Annotated in this window: 18 protein-coding genes and 1 pseudogene; 11 read left to right on the top strand and 8 right to left on the bottom strand. The window is 67.5% G+C overall.

Annotated elements, in window-relative coordinates:
* Window positions 1-518 precede the first annotated feature (518 nt).
* Complete coding sequence (locus tag Q5696_RS18825) at window positions 519-734, top strand: hypothetical protein (protein ID WP_305092768.1); 216 nt, start codon at window positions 519-521, stop codon at window positions 732-734.
* A gap of 76 nt (window positions 735-810) precedes the next feature.
* On the opposite strand, the gene Q5696_RS18830 is transcribed toward Q5696_RS18825, so the two are convergent.
* Entirely contained in the window at window positions 811-1581 is a 771-nt protein-coding gene (locus Q5696_RS18830) for an SDR family NAD(P)-dependent oxidoreductase (protein WP_305092769.1), read from the bottom strand.
* A gap of 266 nt (window positions 1582-1847) precedes the next feature.
* On the opposite strand from Q5696_RS18830, the gene Q5696_RS18835 reads away from it, so the two are divergent.
* Window positions 1848-3218: a hypothetical protein gene (locus Q5696_RS18835; RefSeq protein ID WP_305092770.1), complete on the top strand. Its 1371-nt coding sequence runs from the start codon at window positions 1848-1850 to the stop codon at window positions 3216-3218.
* 148 nt (window positions 3219-3366) lie between these two features.
* On the opposite strand, the pseudogene Q5696_RS18840 reads toward Q5696_RS18835, so the two are convergent.
* Both Q5696_RS18840 and Q5696_RS18845 read right to left on the bottom strand, forming a co-directional pair.
* A pseudogene (locus tag Q5696_RS18840) lies at window positions 3367-4551 on the bottom strand (MFS transporter); the annotation flags it as partial.
* Window positions 4548-5117, bottom strand: a complete 570-nt coding sequence (locus tag Q5696_RS18845; RefSeq protein WP_305092771.1) for a Chromate resistance protein ChrB — start codon at window positions 5115-5117, stop codon at window positions 4548-4550. The gene Q5696_RS18845 and the pseudogene Q5696_RS18840, both read right to left, overlap by 4 nt.
* A 111-nt stretch (window positions 5118-5228) precedes the next feature.
* On the opposite strand from Q5696_RS18845, the gene Q5696_RS18850 reads away from it, so the two are divergent.
* The gene (locus tag Q5696_RS18850; protein WP_305095373.1) at window positions 5229-5966 is read left to right on the top strand and encodes an MBL fold metallo-hydrolase; all 738 of its coding nucleotides are present in this window, start codon (window positions 5229-5231) and stop codon (window positions 5964-5966) included.
* Between the two features lie 3 nt (window positions 5967-5969).
* Here the strand turns inward: Q5696_RS18850 and Q5696_RS18855 are convergent, their stop codons facing one another.
* Window positions 5970-6374, bottom strand: coding sequence for a DUF4259 domain-containing protein (locus Q5696_RS18855; RefSeq protein ID WP_305092772.1), 405 nt, complete (start codon window positions 6372-6374; stop codon window positions 5970-5972).
* A gap of 28 nt (window positions 6375-6402) precedes the next feature.
* Here Q5696_RS18855 and Q5696_RS18860 point away from each other — a divergent pair, with 28 nt between their 5' ends.
* From Q5696_RS18860 to Q5696_RS18870, 3 genes are all read left to right on the top strand, one after another.
* The gene (locus tag Q5696_RS18860) at window positions 6403-6654 is read left to right on the top strand and encodes a hypothetical protein (RefSeq protein ID WP_305092773.1); all 252 of its coding nucleotides are present in this window, start codon (window positions 6403-6405) and stop codon (window positions 6652-6654) included.
* A 148-nt stretch (window positions 6655-6802) separates the two neighbouring features.
* Window positions 6803-7105, top strand: a complete 303-nt coding sequence (locus tag Q5696_RS18865; RefSeq protein ID WP_305092774.1) for a hypothetical protein — start codon at window positions 6803-6805, stop codon at window positions 7103-7105.
* A 47-nt stretch (window positions 7106-7152) separates the two neighbouring features.
* Window positions 7153-7326 carry a hypothetical protein gene (locus Q5696_RS18870; RefSeq protein ID WP_305092775.1) on the top strand — a complete coding sequence of 58 codons (174 nt, stop codon included), beginning with the start codon at window positions 7153-7155 and terminating at the stop codon, window positions 7324-7326.
* Here the strand turns inward: Q5696_RS18870 and Q5696_RS18875 are convergent.
* The 3 genes from Q5696_RS18875 to Q5696_RS18885 are packed head-to-tail and all read right to left on the bottom strand — an operon-like array spanning window position 7315 to window position 9674.
* Window positions 7315-8604 (bottom strand): YhgE/Pip domain-containing protein, encoded by a 1290-nt coding sequence (locus Q5696_RS18875; protein ID WP_305092776.1) that lies wholly within the window; start codon window positions 8602-8604, stop codon window positions 7315-7317. The two genes, Q5696_RS18870 and Q5696_RS18875, sit on opposite strands and share 12 nt — an antisense overlap.
* Window positions 8605-8634: 30 nt before the next feature.
* Entirely contained in the window at window positions 8635-8859 is a 225-nt protein-coding gene (locus tag Q5696_RS18880) for a hypothetical protein (RefSeq protein ID WP_305092777.1), read from the bottom strand.
* Window positions 8860-8909: 50 nt separating this feature from the next.
* Window positions 8910-9674 carry an HNH endonuclease family protein gene (locus Q5696_RS18885; protein WP_305092778.1) on the bottom strand — a complete coding sequence of 255 codons (765 nt, stop codon included), beginning with the start codon at window positions 9672-9674 and terminating at the stop codon, window positions 8910-8912.
* A gap of 138 nt (window positions 9675-9812) precedes the next feature.
* On the opposite strand from Q5696_RS18885, the gene Q5696_RS18890 reads away from it, so the two are divergent.
* Window positions 9813-10745: an aldo/keto reductase gene (locus tag Q5696_RS18890; protein WP_305092779.1), complete on the top strand. Its 933-nt coding sequence runs from the start codon at window positions 9813-9815 to the stop codon at window positions 10743-10745.
* On the opposite strand, the gene Q5696_RS18895 is transcribed toward Q5696_RS18890, so the two are convergent.
* Entirely contained in the window at window positions 10739-11752 is a 1014-nt protein-coding gene (locus Q5696_RS18895) for a beta-ketoacyl-ACP synthase III (RefSeq protein WP_305092780.1), read from the bottom strand. The genes Q5696_RS18890 and Q5696_RS18895 overlap by 7 nt on opposite strands.
* Before the next feature lie 390 nt (window positions 11753-12142).
* On the opposite strand from Q5696_RS18895, the gene Q5696_RS18900 reads away from it, so the two are divergent.
* From Q5696_RS18900 to Q5696_RS18915, 4 genes are all read left to right on the top strand, one after another.
* Window positions 12143-13282, top strand: a complete 1140-nt coding sequence (locus Q5696_RS18900; RefSeq protein ID WP_370654824.1) for a glycoside hydrolase family 183 protein — start codon at window positions 12143-12145, stop codon at window positions 13280-13282.
* 92 nt (window positions 13283-13374) lie between these two features.
* On the top strand, window positions 13375-13815 hold the full coding sequence (locus Q5696_RS18905; RefSeq protein ID WP_305092781.1) for a nuclear transport factor 2 family protein: 441 nt from the start codon (window positions 13375-13377) through the stop codon (window positions 13813-13815).
* Between the two features lie 58 nt (window positions 13816-13873).
* Complete coding sequence (locus tag Q5696_RS18910) at window positions 13874-14491, top strand: class I SAM-dependent methyltransferase (RefSeq protein WP_305092782.1); 618 nt, start codon at window positions 13874-13876, stop codon at window positions 14489-14491.
* Window positions 14492-14567: 76 nt separating this feature from the next.
* Window positions 14568-16418: an acyl-CoA dehydrogenase gene (locus tag Q5696_RS18915; RefSeq protein WP_305092783.1), complete on the top strand. Its 1851-nt coding sequence runs from the start codon at window positions 14568-14570 to the stop codon at window positions 16416-16418.
* Window positions 16419-16444: the final 26 nt, after the last annotated feature.

A 16444-nucleotide genomic window follows, 5' to 3' on the forward strand; every position in this document is an offset into this window, starting at 1 on the left:
GAAATCAACCGCACATCAGGCTCCGGCTTGGCCAGCGCCCCGCGAGCGGGGATGAGCCGCTGCTTCGCGGTGCACTCCACCCGTCTGGGATCGTGTCCCAGCGCGAGCGGGGCTCCTGGCAGATTTGGGTACCGCGGCACCCTAGCAACCTGGTTGAGTAGCAGCCCTGACATGCCCGGGCCCGGCGCGAGCCGTCGACGACAAAGTGGACGCTCCAGTGGCAGTGTGATCTGTAGCCGCCCCTATGTGTGATTACCTCGGCGTCAGTTCATTCGAACACTGTCCAACGCAGTCATTCCCGCCATTGGTGAACACCCCTCTCCGCCTGAAACGGCCTCTCACCTGCGCCGCAGCTCTCCGCAGTACGAACTCGGTACAGCGCAAGCCGAAACGTCCGACGCAACGATGAGGCAAGACCGTCTGGTCTACCTCCTTCGTGCTGCCGCTCGCCGGCGTCGACTTTCCTTCGCCCCCGTCCACGTCGACATGAAGTCGAGCAGGGTCGACGAGACGTTCGCGTGCGGCACCACACCGACGACGCCGTCGCCTTCGCGAAGCAATGGGAGTCGAAGAACTACATGAAGACGCGCAGCCTCGATCTCTCTTCTGTACCTGATCTTTCCTGCGCGCTCGCACTGACCGTCATCGGGCTCGTCTGCCGTACCCGCCCCAGCATTCCCGTCCGCATCGTCCGCGCCCGACCCGGAAACGACGGAAGGCCCACCCTCGAATGAGAGTGGGGCCTTCGCTCCAGGCCGACCCGGCTCGCAGGTCTCGCCACTTCCCTCTTCTCACGTCATGGCTGGGCTCTCACACGCCGTATCCGCCGTCGACGTCGAGTTTCTGTCCGCTGATGAAGCCTGCTCGGTCGGAGGCGAGGAAGCACACAGCTTCCGCGATGTCTTCGGCGTTGCCGAAGGTTCCGAGGGGGATGCGGGATTTCGCGACGTCGAGTGCGTTGTTGTCCAGGTCGCCGCTGGCGATGAGTCGGTCGGCCATGCCGTCGGTGGTCATTCCGGGACCCACGCTGTTGGCCCGCACGCCGTACCGGCCTTCCTCGGCTGCGATGCCCCGAACCAGTGCCTCGACTGCTCCTTTGGGTCCGATCGACAGGCCGTCACGAACTGGGTAGCGGGAGGTGCCGGCACTGGTGATGGCGACGATGTTGCCCCGGCATGCCCGCAGGTGCGGCAGCGCCGCATGGACTGCGTTGAAGAATCCGGCGACATCGCTGACAATCTGGCGTTCGAGGTCGGCCGGCGCGACTTTGCTCAGGTGCACCATCGGCACGTGTGGCCCGGCCGCGTAAACCAGCGTGTGGATACCTCCGAACGTCTCCGCCACCTGCGTGACGACATCCGAGGTCTGCGTGGCATCGGAGAGGTCGAGCTGCCAGCTCCGGGCCGTTCCGCCAGACGTCGCGACGCCGGCCAGGAGCGGTTCGAGTGCCTGCGCGGACCGAAAGTAGGTCAGCGCGACGTCGGCTCCCCGGTCCAGGAGCATCCGGGCCGTCGCGTCCCCCAACCCGCCACTGGCACCCAACACCAACGCTGCTCCCGAACGATCACTGAAATCTCCCACAGCTTCTCCGAATCTCCGAGTGTCCCTCTGCGGCTGCGTGATCCGTGCGAGTGCGCGGCGGCCGTTGAGGTCTGTGGTTTCAGTGGTAGCCGACGACACGAAACCAAGCAAGTGCTTGGTTTTGTTTTCTCCCGACTGGCGGGAAGTGTCGGTTCGAAGCCCCGAAAAGTCTCTATATGGTGACCTGCGTCACCCCGCCGATCACTCAGCTGGACGTAGCCGTTCGAGGTTTTCGAGCCTCGAACGACCGAAAGAATGGTGCCCACATGCATATTCGATCGCTCACTGTCGCCGCCGCGGCCCCGGCCGTAATCGGCGCGCTGCTGCTCTCCACTCCGGCGGCCGCACAGCCGCTCGATTCCGTTGGATTCGGAAGCGCCTCGTCGTCGCTCGGATTCGGGAGTTCTTCATCTCAGGTGAACTGTCCGCGTTCGCCGCTCGCGCCGCCGATGCGTTTCCTCGACAACGCAGCGCTCGATGCGCGAGCGCGCGAGTTGGCACAGGACCCGGTAGTCGTCGCGGCCAAGGCGAACCTCCTCGACACCCTGGCACAGTCAGGCCTTGCCACGGACGATGCCACTGCAGCAGAAATGCCGGCCTACGTCGATTCGCTGGCACTGGCCGCGGCCAGTGACGTCGCGAACCTCGGCCGAACGTCCATCGCGTGGGACAATCAGCCAGACCGCCGATGGGGCCTCGACAATCCCGACGTGATCTACCGATCCGCCACCATCGACGAGAACGGTTCCTACGTGATCCGCGGCATCCGGAACTCGTCGCAGAACATCTACTTCCAAGTCCTCGATGCCTACCCGGGTGACGGAACGCTCGGGAACACAACAGGGTTCATTGCCGGCAGCGACCTCCGGACGGCAGCAGACGGGTCGTTCACCCTGACGTTGAGCGCCGATCCCGGGCGCCCAGGAGAGAACCACATCCAACTCGGCGCAGGCAGCAAGCGAATCGTCGTGCGCGATACCTTGGCAGACTGGGCGCGCGAGACACCCGCCGAGCTTCGACTCACCCAGGTGAGCGGGCCGGTCGTCGCTGCTCCCACGGACCCGGCAGCCGAAGTCGCGCGCCGGACGACACTCCAGGGCGAGTTCTGGGCCAACTACGCGAAGCAACTCCTGCAGCGGCTACCGGTAAACGCCGTCGCGCCACCGGCCCCGACCATCGGTGGGCTGCCCGGGCAGGTCAGCGCCTTTGCTCAATTCGATCTGGGATCCGATGAAGCGCTGGTCCTCACCGTGGACCCCGCCGACGCACCCTACTTCGGCATGGAACTCGGCCACAACTGGTTCACCTCGATGAACTACTGGGACCACCAGTCCAGCCTGAACCGTGCTCAGGCCATGAGCAACCCGGATGGAAGCGTCACATTCGTAGTGAGCCAACGTGATCCCAACGTGTGCAACTGGGTCGACCCGACAGGACACAACCGTGGACTGATCTTCCTGAGGTGGCAGGACCTGCCGACGGATGTGGTCCCGGGCGAGGTGACAGCGCAGGTCGTCTCCGTCGATGACCTGGAGAAGACGCTCGCGGCGATCCCGAAGATCGAACACGGCGCCCGCCGGGCGCAGCTGGAGCATCGAGAGGCGAGCCTGCATCGGCGCCCAGCCGTATGGCCCTGATGATCGGATACACACCGGCGACGACGCACCACGTTCACCGCACTCGCCGCCGGATCGCGGTGGCGCGTCGAGGAATGCTTCCGGCAGGCCGAGAACGAGGCCGGCCTCGGCCACTACCAGTCGTCCACTCCTCCTTTTCACCTGCACTGCCAGGATGTGACGAGACCGGTCGTCTGCGAACGAGCACGGTGGTGGATGCGAGAGCGGTCAGTGTCGCGAGTGCGGCGTATCCGGCGGCCAGGGGGGCGGTGGCTGCGGCTGCGGCGACCAGGAGCGGTCCGCCCGCGTCGCCGAGTTCCCGGCCGAGTTCCGCGGCCCCCATGGTCTGCCCGATCCGGTTCTCCGGGGTCGATGCCGCGAGTGATGCGAAACCGATCGGGGTGATCACACCGGTGCCGACACCGATACCGACTGCGGCAGCGACGACGCCGACGACACCCGGAATCAGGGCACAGGCGAGACCGGTTGCGGTGAGCACCAGTCCGGCGGCGAGTCCGATGTCGGCGCGGAGCCGTCCCGCATCGAGGGCTCGTCCCGCGTAGGGCTGGGCCACCGCACCGCATGCGGCCAGTACGGAGACTGCCGCGCCGGTCGCGATCGGGCCGAGTCCGGCCGCAGCACCGGAGACGGGCAGGAATCCGACACCGACGGACAGGGCGGCGGTGGCCAGCGCCAACGCCGACGTCGGCCGCAGGAAGCTGCTGTCGGTCAGTCGTCGGGCCAGGTCGACGACCGTCTGCCGGGATTTCGGCAGCGGCGCGAGGACGGGCACGACCCACCCCGCCCATACGGCGACGGCTGCGGACAATCCGGCGAGCACGGCGAACAGGGTGACCAGGCCGCCGACCCAGACGAGCACACCACCGAGGAGCGGGCCGAGGGTGTAGCCCAGGCTCTTGTAGAACCCGTAGGTGCCGAAGGCCCGCCCGTGCCCGGTGACCGGGCTCGTCCGGGCGACGAGGGCTCCCGCCGCGGGCGAGAAGGCGGACGCTGCAGCGCCCTGGCCGAGACGGGCCAGCCACAGCCATGCGGAGTCGTCGACGATCACGAAAGCCAGTGATGCCGAGCAGAATCCGATCAGGCCACCGATCAGGACCGGGCGGGCACCGATGCGGTCGGCGAGGGTGCCGAAGACCGGTTTGAGGACGACCTCCGCCCCGTCGTACAGCGCGAGCAGCACACCCAGGTACAGCAGTGAGCTGTGCAGGTCGGAGCCCTCGCTGCCGAGGTTGGCGGCGATTCCGTGGGCCCCGAATGCGGTCGTGAAACCGGCGGCGTACAGGGGCCACACCCGGAATCGTTCCACCCGGTCGGGAGAGGCGGTGGGCGTCACCGGATCTCGTCGTCCTCGGGCAGCGCGTGCAGCGCGGCCATCACCTGTTCGGCGTAGTCCTCGAAGCGGACGACGCACCGCTCCAGATGTGCCCGGGCCTCGGATGCGTTCGCGGCCCCGAACACGTCTCGCGCCCGGAGGTCACGGTGCCAGCGGCGCAACCGTTCGAGGCTCTGTTCTTCCTCCTCGAGTTCCGCGAGAGTGAACTTGCGGATCCGGATCTCCTTGTCGATCTCGGTCTCGTACTTGCCGCATTCGGACAGGAACTCGGCCCAATCCGCTTCCCGCGCCTCGGTGAACATCGCCTCGAACCGGGCCGCGTCCTCGGCGGTCGATCCCGACGCACGCAGCGAGACGATCTCGCCGTCGGCGCGGGTGGTCAGCTCCGATACGCGGCTCAGCCCCGCGGTGAACGCCGGCACGTCGGGGACCGCCCACACCCCCTGCCCCACCGACAGGGCCCCGACCTTTCGCAGTTCCCGCCACACCGCGACCCGGTGCCGGGTAGGCCGGGCCGGGAGTTTCACCACCAGAAGCACCCACGCAACGGGTGAAGTTTCAGTCACAGAACAGAATGTAACACCGGTTACAACTCAATGGTGTCGGTATCCGATCGCCGGTGGGGCACCATCGCCGACACACGATTGCACGCTGCATCATGATCAACTGTGACGGTGATGAACGAGGTGGCGTCCGGCGTCTTCCAGGTGTCCGGGACCGAAGTGAACATGGTGCTCCTGCGGGACGGGGACGCGTTGACGTTGATCGACGGCGGCTATCCGCGGGACGTGGAGGTGGCCGAGCGGGCGATCCGGGCGCTGGGCCGTCGCCCGGAGGACGTGGAGGCGCTGCTGTTGACGCACGCGCACATCGATCACATGGGGGCGATCGCCGCATTCCACGAGCAGTACGGGACGCCGGTGTACACCGATGCGGTGGAGGTGGCGCACGCCCGCCGCGACTATATCGAGCAGGCCGCGGCCCCCGATTTCCTTCCGATGATCCACCGGCACGGCGTGCTGCCGTGGCTGCTGCGCATCGCACGGGCGGGCGCCACGAAGAAGGTCACGATCCCGAATGCTCGCGCCGTCCCCGACACCGGCGCGATCGACGTCCCCGGCGCCCCGGTGCCCGTCGCCACCCACGGCCACACGTCCGGGCACACCGCCTACCACCTGCCGCAGCACGGTGTCGTGATCACCGGCGACGCCCTCGTCACCGGGCATGCACTGTCGAAGGTCCGTGGGCCGCAACTACTCCCACCGGTGTTCGATCACGGTACGGGGGACACGCTCGCCGCACTCGATGCGCTCACCGGACTCGGCGCCGGCACGATCGTCCCCGGGCACGGGTCGACGCTGTCGATGCCGATCGCCGACGCCGTCGCACAGGTCCGGGAACGTTCCGGACACTGACGGTCAGCTCAGGCTCTGCAGCCGGGCCGCGATCGGCGCGCGCCACACCTCGAGGTCCTCGGGGCCGCTCTCCTCCCACAGTTCGTGGAGTTCGGACGTGTCGCTGTCGGCGATCGCCCGGGCGAGCGTCGCACGAATCCACGCATGCTGGTCGGGGGTGAGGGACGCGACGTACGCGGCGGCGTCGATACCGTCGAGCTGCGGCGGTGCCGGAACGATCCCGCGGGCGACGGCGACGACCTCGGCGAGGGCGATCGCGGCCTGTGCGTCGTCGGCTTCGAGATAGTCCGCGCAGCCATCGCCGGTGTTCTGCACGAAGTCGTCGATGTCGAAGTGCCTGTCGCGCAGGGCCGCGAGCAGATCACCTGCACCATCGTTCTCGAACGGTCCGTGTCCCCAGGTTCCCATGGCCCACACAGTACGTCAGGATAATCCGGTGACCGATGTCCTCTATCCCGTTCTGGCGTTGAATCTGCTTGTCGTCGTGGGTGCGTGGTGTCTGGCGCGGCCGAGTCGTACCGCCGCCGGATGCCTCGTCGCCCTCGCCGTGACGTGGGTGTTCGTCAACGGGCCGCTCGAGGGCCACATTCTGTGGACGCTCACTCCCGAGCACGGGGTCACGGTGTCGGATCTACTGTCGGTCGCCGCCGTCGCCGTCGCCGTGCGGACGTGGCGCGCCACTACTTGACCGGTGCAGTTCCGGCGGAACTCAGCAGATTCCCGCACACCGACTTACCATTCGAGAAACCCACGATCCGTGGGGTCGTCGCGGCGAGCACATATCCGATGCTCGCAACCGGCCGTCGTGCTGCCACGAGTTGCAACAAGGAGTCCCGATGAAACTCACCGTCGTCGATGGAGTCGCCCCCGCAGCCACCACCGAGGTGGTGTTCGTCGGTAGTTCCACCGCCCTGCAGGAGGCCCGGGGTCTCGCGCCCGCCCGCGGCCTCCGCTGCGTCGACGTCGTCGCCGACACCGTCGCGTACGCCGTGGTCGACGACGACGCCCTCGACGGCATCTGCAGCCCCGCGGAGGCGGCGCTGCTCGCACAGATCCGTGCCCTCGACGTTCCGGTCCTCACCGTCCACCAGGCCCGCACCCTGTTCCGCACGCCGGTGGACACCCTCACCCTCGCGTGACGTCCCGCGCTTCGCTTTTTCACAGCAAGCGCTGCTAGAAACAACTCATGGCGTGGTTGTGGATCGCACTGGGCGGATGGATCGTCCTCGCATGCGTCGCGGCCCTGCTGATCGGACGTGCCGTCCGCCGCGGCAACGACGAGGAGATCGGCTCCGACCTCGACTGGGATCCGACCCATCTGGACGAGAAGAACCGGCAGTCCCGTGATTCACACGGGTGACGGATCCTTCCGGACGCGGTGCAGACCGCGGGCATCGTAGAACCGGGTCGCGACCACACCGAGCAGCAACCCGACGAGCAGTCCGATCCCCGTCATCCACACCGCGTGCAGCAGTCCCGCGCCGGCGCTGCCGTCGAAGTAGAGGATCGCGCGCGCCCCCACGAACACCTGATGCATCGGCTCGAACTGGGCCAGGATCTCGTAGATTCTCGGGGTCGCCTCGAGCGGGATCGCACCACCCGACGACGGTAGTCCCATGATCACGAACACCACCAGGTTGACGAGCAACCCGACGGTCCCGAACGCGGCCATCACCGACAGCGCGGTCACCCCGATCGTGGTGATCGCGAACGCCCCGAACTCCCACAACGCCAGCGCATTCGGAATCGGCATCCCGAGCATGCCGGTGATCGCGATGTACAACGCCGACACCAGCATTCCGAGCACCGCCATGACACCCCACTTCACGAGCAGAGTCCGGAAACGGCTGATCCCGGCCGACTCCCGGTGCACGTACCACGGCCCGTACTCGGTGGGCGCGAACCCGAGCGCACTGTCGACGATCGAACTCACGATCGTGGCACCGGTGAACCCGGCCAGCACCAGCAGCAACGCGAAATAGAAGGCGGACAACCCGTTTCCGGTTCCCGGCGGCAGCGGATTGTGCTGCACCTTCAGCACGTCGACCGGCTGCGCCAGCGTGATCGCGGCCGCCCCCGACACCGTCGTCCCCGGGGCGACCGACGCCAGACGCTCGTTCACCGTCGCGGTGAGCTTCTCCCCCATCGTCGTGTTCACCTGCGCGAGCGCCTGTCCCGTGATCGCCTCGGTGATCCCGATCCCGAAACTTCCGGCCCGCGGATTGGTGTAGGCAGTGATGATCGGCCGCTCCACGTCGCCGGGCACCACCGACGCCTGCCCCAGGATCGACGTCCGCTTGGTGAAATCGCCCGGAACGACGATCGCCCCGAACAACTCACCCTTACCGAGACGTGAGGCCGTCTCAGCCCACGAAAGCTGTTGCAGATCAACCTTGTCCGCAGGAATATTCGCGACCAGCCCCTGCGCGATCTCGTCCCCGAAATTCTGGTACACCGGACCGTCCGGGCCGTCGATCACGTCCCCGACGTCCTGGTTCACCAACGCGATCGGGAACCCACGCAGATGCTTCGCCGGATCGAGGATGCCGCCCATGTACAGCGCAGCCAGCAGCGACATCACCACCGCCACCACCGCGGTCGGCGCCAGCCAGAGCCGCCACCGTTCCGGTGTCCGCATCGCCCCACCCCTCCCGTGAGCCGTCGGCGCTCAGGCCTCGAACGGAATCAGATTCCCGGCAGCGTCCCGCACCCCGACCCCCGACTCGATCGCGTCCACCAGATCGTCGACCGCCTCCCACGTGGCCGGTGGGTCTCCATCGAGATTGCCGATCGTCAACCAGTCGTCGGTGGCACGGTAACGAACCAGTCCCCGACCCGAGTCGTCGACGGCGACGTCGAGCAACCCCGACACCGTCCCCTCCTCCTCGGTCATGACGGCGACCGGCATACGAATGGCGGCGATGTCGATGATCCGGCCCTCCTCTACCCGAACGCGCCCTGCCGGACACAGTCGTCGACCGCGGTACGCAGAGCCGTCTGCTCCGCCGGGTCGACGGTGAGGCCGTACTTTACCTTGACGTGGAGGTATCGATCGACGTATGAACAACGGAACTTTCCGGGCGGCAGATAGTTCGCGGCATCCTGATCACCCTTCGACCGGTTCGCCGACGGGTCGGCCGCCACCAGATTCGTCGCATCGTTCGCGATCCGCCGGCGCGTGTCCTCGTCCAGGTTCGCGGCCCCCGACCGCCAGGCCTCCGCCAACGCCACGATGTGCTCGGCGTCGACCCCCGACGGCTCCGTCATCTTCTTGTACGGACGCATCTCTCCGGTCTTGCGGTCGATGAACCCGTACTCGTCCTGCCAGCCGCCGCCCTTGCCGACCGTCAGCTCACACGTCTTCGGGTCCAGGCTCACCGCACCGACCGCGTCGCGCAGCATCATCACGTCCCGCGTGGTGCATTTCGGGTACTGCGCGAACGCGTCACCGAACCCGTGCTCGGGCAGGTTCCGGTCCCAGTGCGGAAACTCCTCCCGGCTGTACCCCGTCATCGGCGCCTCGGGGGCGACCCGGAGCTGCGCGAGCAGCGTCTCGATCTCACCGGACGACGCCGACGGCGGCACCTGGCCGGCCGGTTCCTCCTCCGACCCCAGCCACGTGTCGACGGCGACGTACCCGATCCCCAACACCACCGCGAGCACCACCGTGCCCGCCAACGTGAGCAGACGACGCACCGAACCGGACATCGACGATTTCAACCGAACCCCATCTCTCGCACATATGTTCGCAGGAAACGAATACTAGTCGGTACGGGAATCGCCGAGAGCGCCCACACACCGGAACGCCCCGTCGCCCCGGATCCGGAACCGACGTACAGTCCCGCCATGAAGTACACGACTCTGCCCGGCACCGACCTGACCGTCTCCACAGTGTCGTTGGGCTGCAACAATTTCGGATCCCGCATCGACCGGGAACAGTCCCGCGCCGTCGTCGACGCGGCCTTCGAGCACGGCATCACGTTCTTCGATACCGCCGATATCTACTCGACCGGCGAATCCGAGCGGCAACTCGGCGCCGCCCTCGCCGGACGACGCGAACAGGCCGTCGTCGCAACAAAATTCGGTGGCCCCATGAGCGACACCGACCGCGGCTCCGCACCCGACTACGTGCGCCGCGCCTGCGACGCGAGCCTGCAGCGCCTCGGAACCGACCACATCGACCTCTACTACCAGCACATGCCCGACCCGCAGGTCCCCATCGAGGACACCCTCGGGGCCCTCGACGATCTCGTCCGCGCCGGCAAGGTGCGCTACACCGCGTGCTCCAACGTCACCGCCGACCAGATCACGCACGCCACCGGCACCGCCACCGCACGCAACCTGCCGCGTTTCGTCGCCGCCCAGATCGAATGGAACCTGCTCGAACGCAAAGCCGAAGACACTCTGATCCCCGCCTGCGAGGAGAACGGCCTCGCCGTGATCCCGTTCTATCCCCTCGCGGCGGGGCTGCTCACCGGCAAGTACCGCAAGAACACCGCGTTCCCCGCCGGTTCCCGATTCGACAGCTCCGACTACTTCGCGGCCACCGCCACCGACACCGCCCTCGACCGCGTCGAGGAACTGCTCACCGTGGCCGACCGGCTGGGACGGCCCCTGTCCGAACTCGCAATGGCATGGCTCGACGCCCAACCGCAGATCCCGTCGGTGCTGGTCGGATCGAAAACCCCCGAACAGGTGGCCCGCAACGTCGCGCACCTGCAACGCCCCCTCACCGCGGACGAGGAGGAGGCGCTGCGGTCGGCGACGACGGCCTACTGAGCCAGCGGCGGAAGCGTCACGACCTGGCCCGCGTAGGACAGGCCGGCTCCGAAGCCGACCAGCAGGGCCAGGTCGCCCGGCTTCGCCTTGCCGGTGCGCAGGACCTCTTCCATCGCGAGGGGGATCGACGCAGCCGACGTGTTGCCGGTGTCGGCGATGTCGTCGGACACCGGCACCGACTCGGGGAGCTTGATCTGGCGGGCGATGACCTCGTTGATGCGGCCGTTGGCCTGGTGCGGGATGAAGGCACCCAGGTCTTCCATGGTCACACCGGCCCGCTCGACCGCCTGCACGGCGATCTTGCCCATCTCGAACGCGGCCCAGCGGAAGACCGTGGTGCCCTCCATCTTGATCCACGGGCGGCTCGTCGGATCGGCCGCGAACGTCAGCCAGTCCGGTTCCTGACGGATCGCATTGGACTGCGAGCCGTCCGATCCCCACACGGTGGGGCCGATGCCGGGGGTGTCGCTCGGTCCGACGACGACGGCGCCCGCACCGTCACCGAAGATGAAGCGGACGCTGCGGTCCGTCGGCTCGGTGCTGTCGCTCATCCGCTCGGCACCGATCACGAGAACGTAGTCCTCGGTGCCGAGACGCACCATGTCGTTCGCGACGGACAGCGCGTAGCAGAAGCCCGCGCAGCCGGCGGCCACGTCGAACGCCGCAGACCCCCCGGTGCCGAGCGCATCGGCGACGACGGCGGCACACTGCGGCGTCTGCACCGGGTAGGTGGAGGTGGCGACGACGACCGCGCCGATCTGCTCACCCGTCAGCCCGGCCGCCTCGAGCGCCTTGCGGCCCGACGCGATGGCCATGGCCAGCACGCTCTCCTCGTCGTTCGCGAAACGACGGTTCTTGATGCCCGAACGCGACTGGATCCACTCGTCGGTGGAGTCGATGGTCTGGCAGATCTCGTCGTTGCTCACGACCCGCTCCGGGCGGTAAACCCCCAACCCGAGGATGGCGGACTGCCTGACCTCGGTGGAGTTCGAGATCTGCGCACCCATGCTGGTTCTCCTCTACAGCCTGATCTCGCGACGCGACACGCCGCGCGACGGGGCCCATGTGGCCACGTCCCCACGACACCGTACTTCGCGCCATCTGCCCGCACTGTTACTCGGGTCCTCGGATTCGTCACAGTGCGCTGGGCCCGGATACGCCGCTCACGTGCGTCCGAGCTGCCCGCGAGCGGGTTCGGAACACCGCGCAATCGGAACAATATTCGTTGTATGCGCAATTCGGATCATTTCCGAAAAGGTCGATGAACCACACGGAAGAAGTACCCGAGTTCCACCCGGAGAAACCGCTTCCGCTGTTACCGTGTTATCCGCCCGCTACGACCGACGTCGTCACTCCACGCGGACATGACACCAGGCAGACACCGATTTTCGACACCGATGGGAACATCCGTGCACCGAAACCGAAAGCGCTCCGCAATTGTCACGGCCGCCGCCACGGCAGCCGTCTCCGCCGTCGTCCTGTCACTCGCTCCGCCCTCGGGTGCCGACCCGAACACGGTAAATCCGATTCCCGTCCTCAACGGGACCACCGGCGTCCCCGTCCTGCACGGGCGCAGCCAGGCCGTGGCGCAGGTCACCGGCATGCTCAGCGCCAACCGCACCCAGGACACCAACGTCCTGGGCACCGACCTCGGCATCATGTGGGACAACGGGGCGGGCCAGGTCCTCACCGCGTTCGGCGACACCGCCGGACTCGGCCTGCCCAATCTCCTCGCCGGCAGCCTGTGGTCGTGGCGCAGCAACGTCCTGTTCCGCAGCACCGACCGCGACCTCGCCGACGGCATGACGTTCGACAGCTCGCCCCGCGACATCGTCGGCCAGTCGAAGGAGGTGGTCCCCAGCCCCAAACTGCCGTTCGTCGAGATCAGCCGCATCCCCACCGCCGGCATCGCAGTCGACGGCGTCCAGTACATGAGCATGATGTCGGTCAAGGACTGGGGCGAGCCCGGCAAATGGGAGACCAACTTCTCCGGCCTGGTCACCTCCGGCGACAACGGCGAGAACTGGACGGAAGCCGTCGAGACCCGGCGCCCCGACCAGGGCGGCAACCACAACTTCCAGATGGGTGCGTTCCTGAAGGCCGACGGCTACGTCTACCAGTACGGCACCCCCGCCGGCCGCGGCGGACTCGTCCACCTCGCCCGCGTCCCCGAAAAGCAGCTCCTCGACCTGAACGCCTACGAGTACTGGGACGGCGGCAAGTGGGAACCGAAGAACCCCGACGTCGCGGCGCCCATCGTGTTCGGCGGCGTCGGCGAGATCTCCGTCCAGTACAACGACTACCTGCAGCAGTACCTCATGCTCACCACCGACGACCGCAACTCGGTCGTCATGCGCCGCGCCCCCACCCCCGAAGGCCCGTGGAGCGCCCCCGAAACCCTCGTCGACGGCACCGAACTGGCGTCGATGTACGGCGGCTACATCCACCCGTGGTCCAGCGGACCGGACCTCTACTTCCTCACCACCGTGCACTCCAACTACAACGTCCTGCTCATGCACACGACGCTGCAACGGTGACGTCGACACCCACCCCGTGGGACGACGCCTGTCCCCGCCCCCGCGGGTGCGCTAGCGTCGCACCCGGACCCACAACCGGCACCGGAGGCGACGTGACCCAGAGCAGTGACATCCGCAGTAGCGTCCGGGACGACGTCTCGAACCTGCTCGCCCGTCTCGCGCATCTCGCCGACGACGGCACCGTCGAGGACTATCTCGCGAACTTCACCGCCGACGCCGTCTGGGAGTCGCAGGCCAACCCGGTCACCGGCATGGCCGCGCAGACCCGCACGGGCGTCGTCGCCATCGCGGAGGGAGTGCGGCAGCGGCGCGCCGACGGCATCCAGGGGCCGGGCACGTTCTCCCGGCACGTCATCACCACCGTCGCGGTCACCGTCGACTCCGACACGCAGGCATCGTCCACCGCGTACTGGTTGTTCTTCCGCGACGGCGCCACCGAGCCGCGTCTCGCCGGTGTCGGACGCTACGACGACACCCACCGTCTCGAGGACGGACGCTGGAAGCTCGCCCACCGCCGCATCACCGTCGGCTGAGCCGGCAGCTCGCCCCGCCGACGCGCGGGTGCGACGCAATCTCGCTACCGTCGTCTCCATGAAGGCTGCGGACTGGAACGAGCGGTATTCACAGGCGGACATGGTGTGGGGGACGCCGCCGAATCCGGTGGTGGTGGAGTACGCGACGTCGCTGCCGGCGGGCCGGGCACTGGACCTGGCGTGCGGGGAGGGCCGGCATGCGCTGTGGCTCGCGACGCGCGGCTGGCGGACCACGGGTGTCGACTTCTCCGATGTGGCGATCGACAAGGCGCGGCGGATCGCGTCGCCGTCGCCGCGGGCGGTGCGGGAGCGCCTGGACTACGTGGTCGACGACATCGTCACGACCACCGTGCTGGACGATCCGTCCGGCTTCGATCTGATTCTGATGATCTTCGTGCATCCCTCGCCGGCCGAGCGGGCGGCATTGGTGGGGCGCATCGTCGACGCCCTGAAACCCGAGGGAATCCTCATGATCCTGGGCCACGACACACTCAACGCCACGGAGGGAGTCGGCGGACCGCCCGATCACGAAATCCTTTACACCCCAGATGATTTGGCGATCGATGTGGACGGCCGACTGGACATCGTGACCGCCGAACGACGCTTCCGCGAGACCCCGGACGGCACCGCGATCGACGCGCTTCTCGTCGCTCGCAAGCCCGCCCTTGGCAGCTAACTTAATCACGAGTAACATCGGCTAAGTTACCGGCGAGTAGCAATTACCGACTGCAGCGCCACTTCAGGGAGAGAACATGGGCCACTACAAGAGCAACGTCCGCGACCTCGAATTCAACCTCTTCGAGGTGCTGGGTCTGGACAAGCCGCTGAGTGAGGGCGTGTGGGGGGATCTCGACGCCGACACCGTCCGCGACATGCTGTCCGAGGTCGCGCGCCTGGCCGAGGGACCGCTCGGTGAGGCCTTCGCCGACGCCGACCGCAACCCGCCGGTGTTCGACCCCGAGACCCACGAGGCCACGCTGCCCGAGTCGTTCAAGCAGTCGTTCAAGGCCATGTGGGACGCCGAGTGGTACCGCATGGGCCTGTCCGAGGAGATCGGCGGCGTCCCCGTACCGCGTACGGTCGTGTGGGCCATCGCCGAGATGCTCCTCGGCGCCCAGCCCGCCGCGTTCATGTACGCCGCAGGTCCCTCGTTCGCGAACGTGCTCTTCCACAACGGCACCGACGAGCAGAAGCAGTGGGCCGCCACGTGCGTCGAACGCGGCTGGGGCGCCACCATGGTCCTCACCGAGCCGGACGCCGGCTCGGACGTCGGCGCCGGCCGCACCAAGGCCGTCCAGCAGGCCGACGGCACCTGGCACATCGAGGGCGTCAAGCGGTTCATCACCTCGGCCACCTCCGACGACCTGTTCGAGAACATCTTCCACCTGGTCCTCGCCCGCCCCGAGGGCGCCGGCCCGGGCACCAAGGGCCTGTCGCTGTTCTTCGTCCCGAAGTTCCACTTCGACTTCGAGAAGAACGAACTCGGCGAGCGCAACGGCGTTTTCGTTACCAACGTCGAGCACAAGATGGGCCTCAAGGCCTCCACGACATGTGAGCTCACCTTCGGCGGCCACGGCACCCCCGCCGTCGGCTGGCTGGTCGGCGAGGTGCACAACGGCATCGCGCAGATGTTCGACGTCATCGAGCACGCCCGCATGATGGTCGGCACCAAGGCCATCTCGACGCTGTCGACCGGCTACCTCAACGCCCGCGACTACGCCAAGGAGCGCGTCCAGGGCTCCGACCTGACGCAGATGACGGACAAGACCGCGCCGCGCGTCACCATCACCCACCACCCCGACGTCCGCCGCAGCCTCGCGATGCAGAAGGCGTACGCCGAGGGCATGCGTGCGGTGTACCTGTACACGGCCGCCCACCAGGATGCCGAGATGGCGCAGCGGGTTTCGGGGGCCGACGCCCAGCTCGCGCACCGCGTCAACGACCTGCTGCTGCCGATCGTCAAGGGTGTCGGCTCGGAGCGGGCCTACCAGTACCTGACCGAGAGCCTCCAGACCCTCGGCGGGTCCGGCTTCCTGCAGGACTACCCGATCGAGCAGTACATCCGCGACTCCAAGATCGACTCCCTGTACGAGGGCACCACCGCCATCCAGGCGCAGGACTTCTTCTTCCGCAAGATCGCCCGCGACCGCGGTGTCGCCCTCGCCCACGTGGCCGGCGAGATCAAGAAGTTCATCGACAGCGAGGCCGGCAACGGACGCCTCAAGGCCGAGCGGGCCCTGCTGTCCACCGCCCTCGAGGACGTCCAGGCGATGGCCGCCGTTCTCACCGGGCACCTCATGGGCGCACAGGAGCAGCCCGCCGAGCTGTACAAGGTGGGCCTCGGTTCGGTCCGCTTCCTGATGTCGGTCGGCGACCTGCTCATCGGCTGGCAGCTGCTGCGCCAGTCCGAGATCGCCCTGACGGCGCTCGACAGCATGGGTTCCGAGGGCGGCGCCTCCGACAAGGACAAGGCGTTCTACGAGGGCAAGGTCGCCACCGCGTCGTTCTTCGCCAAGAACGTCCTGCCCGAACTGGCCGCCACCCGCACCATCCTGTCGCACCTCGACAACGACATCATGGAGCTGGACGAAGCCGCGTTCTGATCGGCCGATCCACCGCTCGACGACGG

This window comes from Prescottella sp. R16 (assembly GCF_030656875.1).
In the GTDB taxonomy this organism is placed as follows: domain Bacteria; phylum Actinomycetota; class Actinomycetes; order Mycobacteriales; family Mycobacteriaceae; genus Prescottella.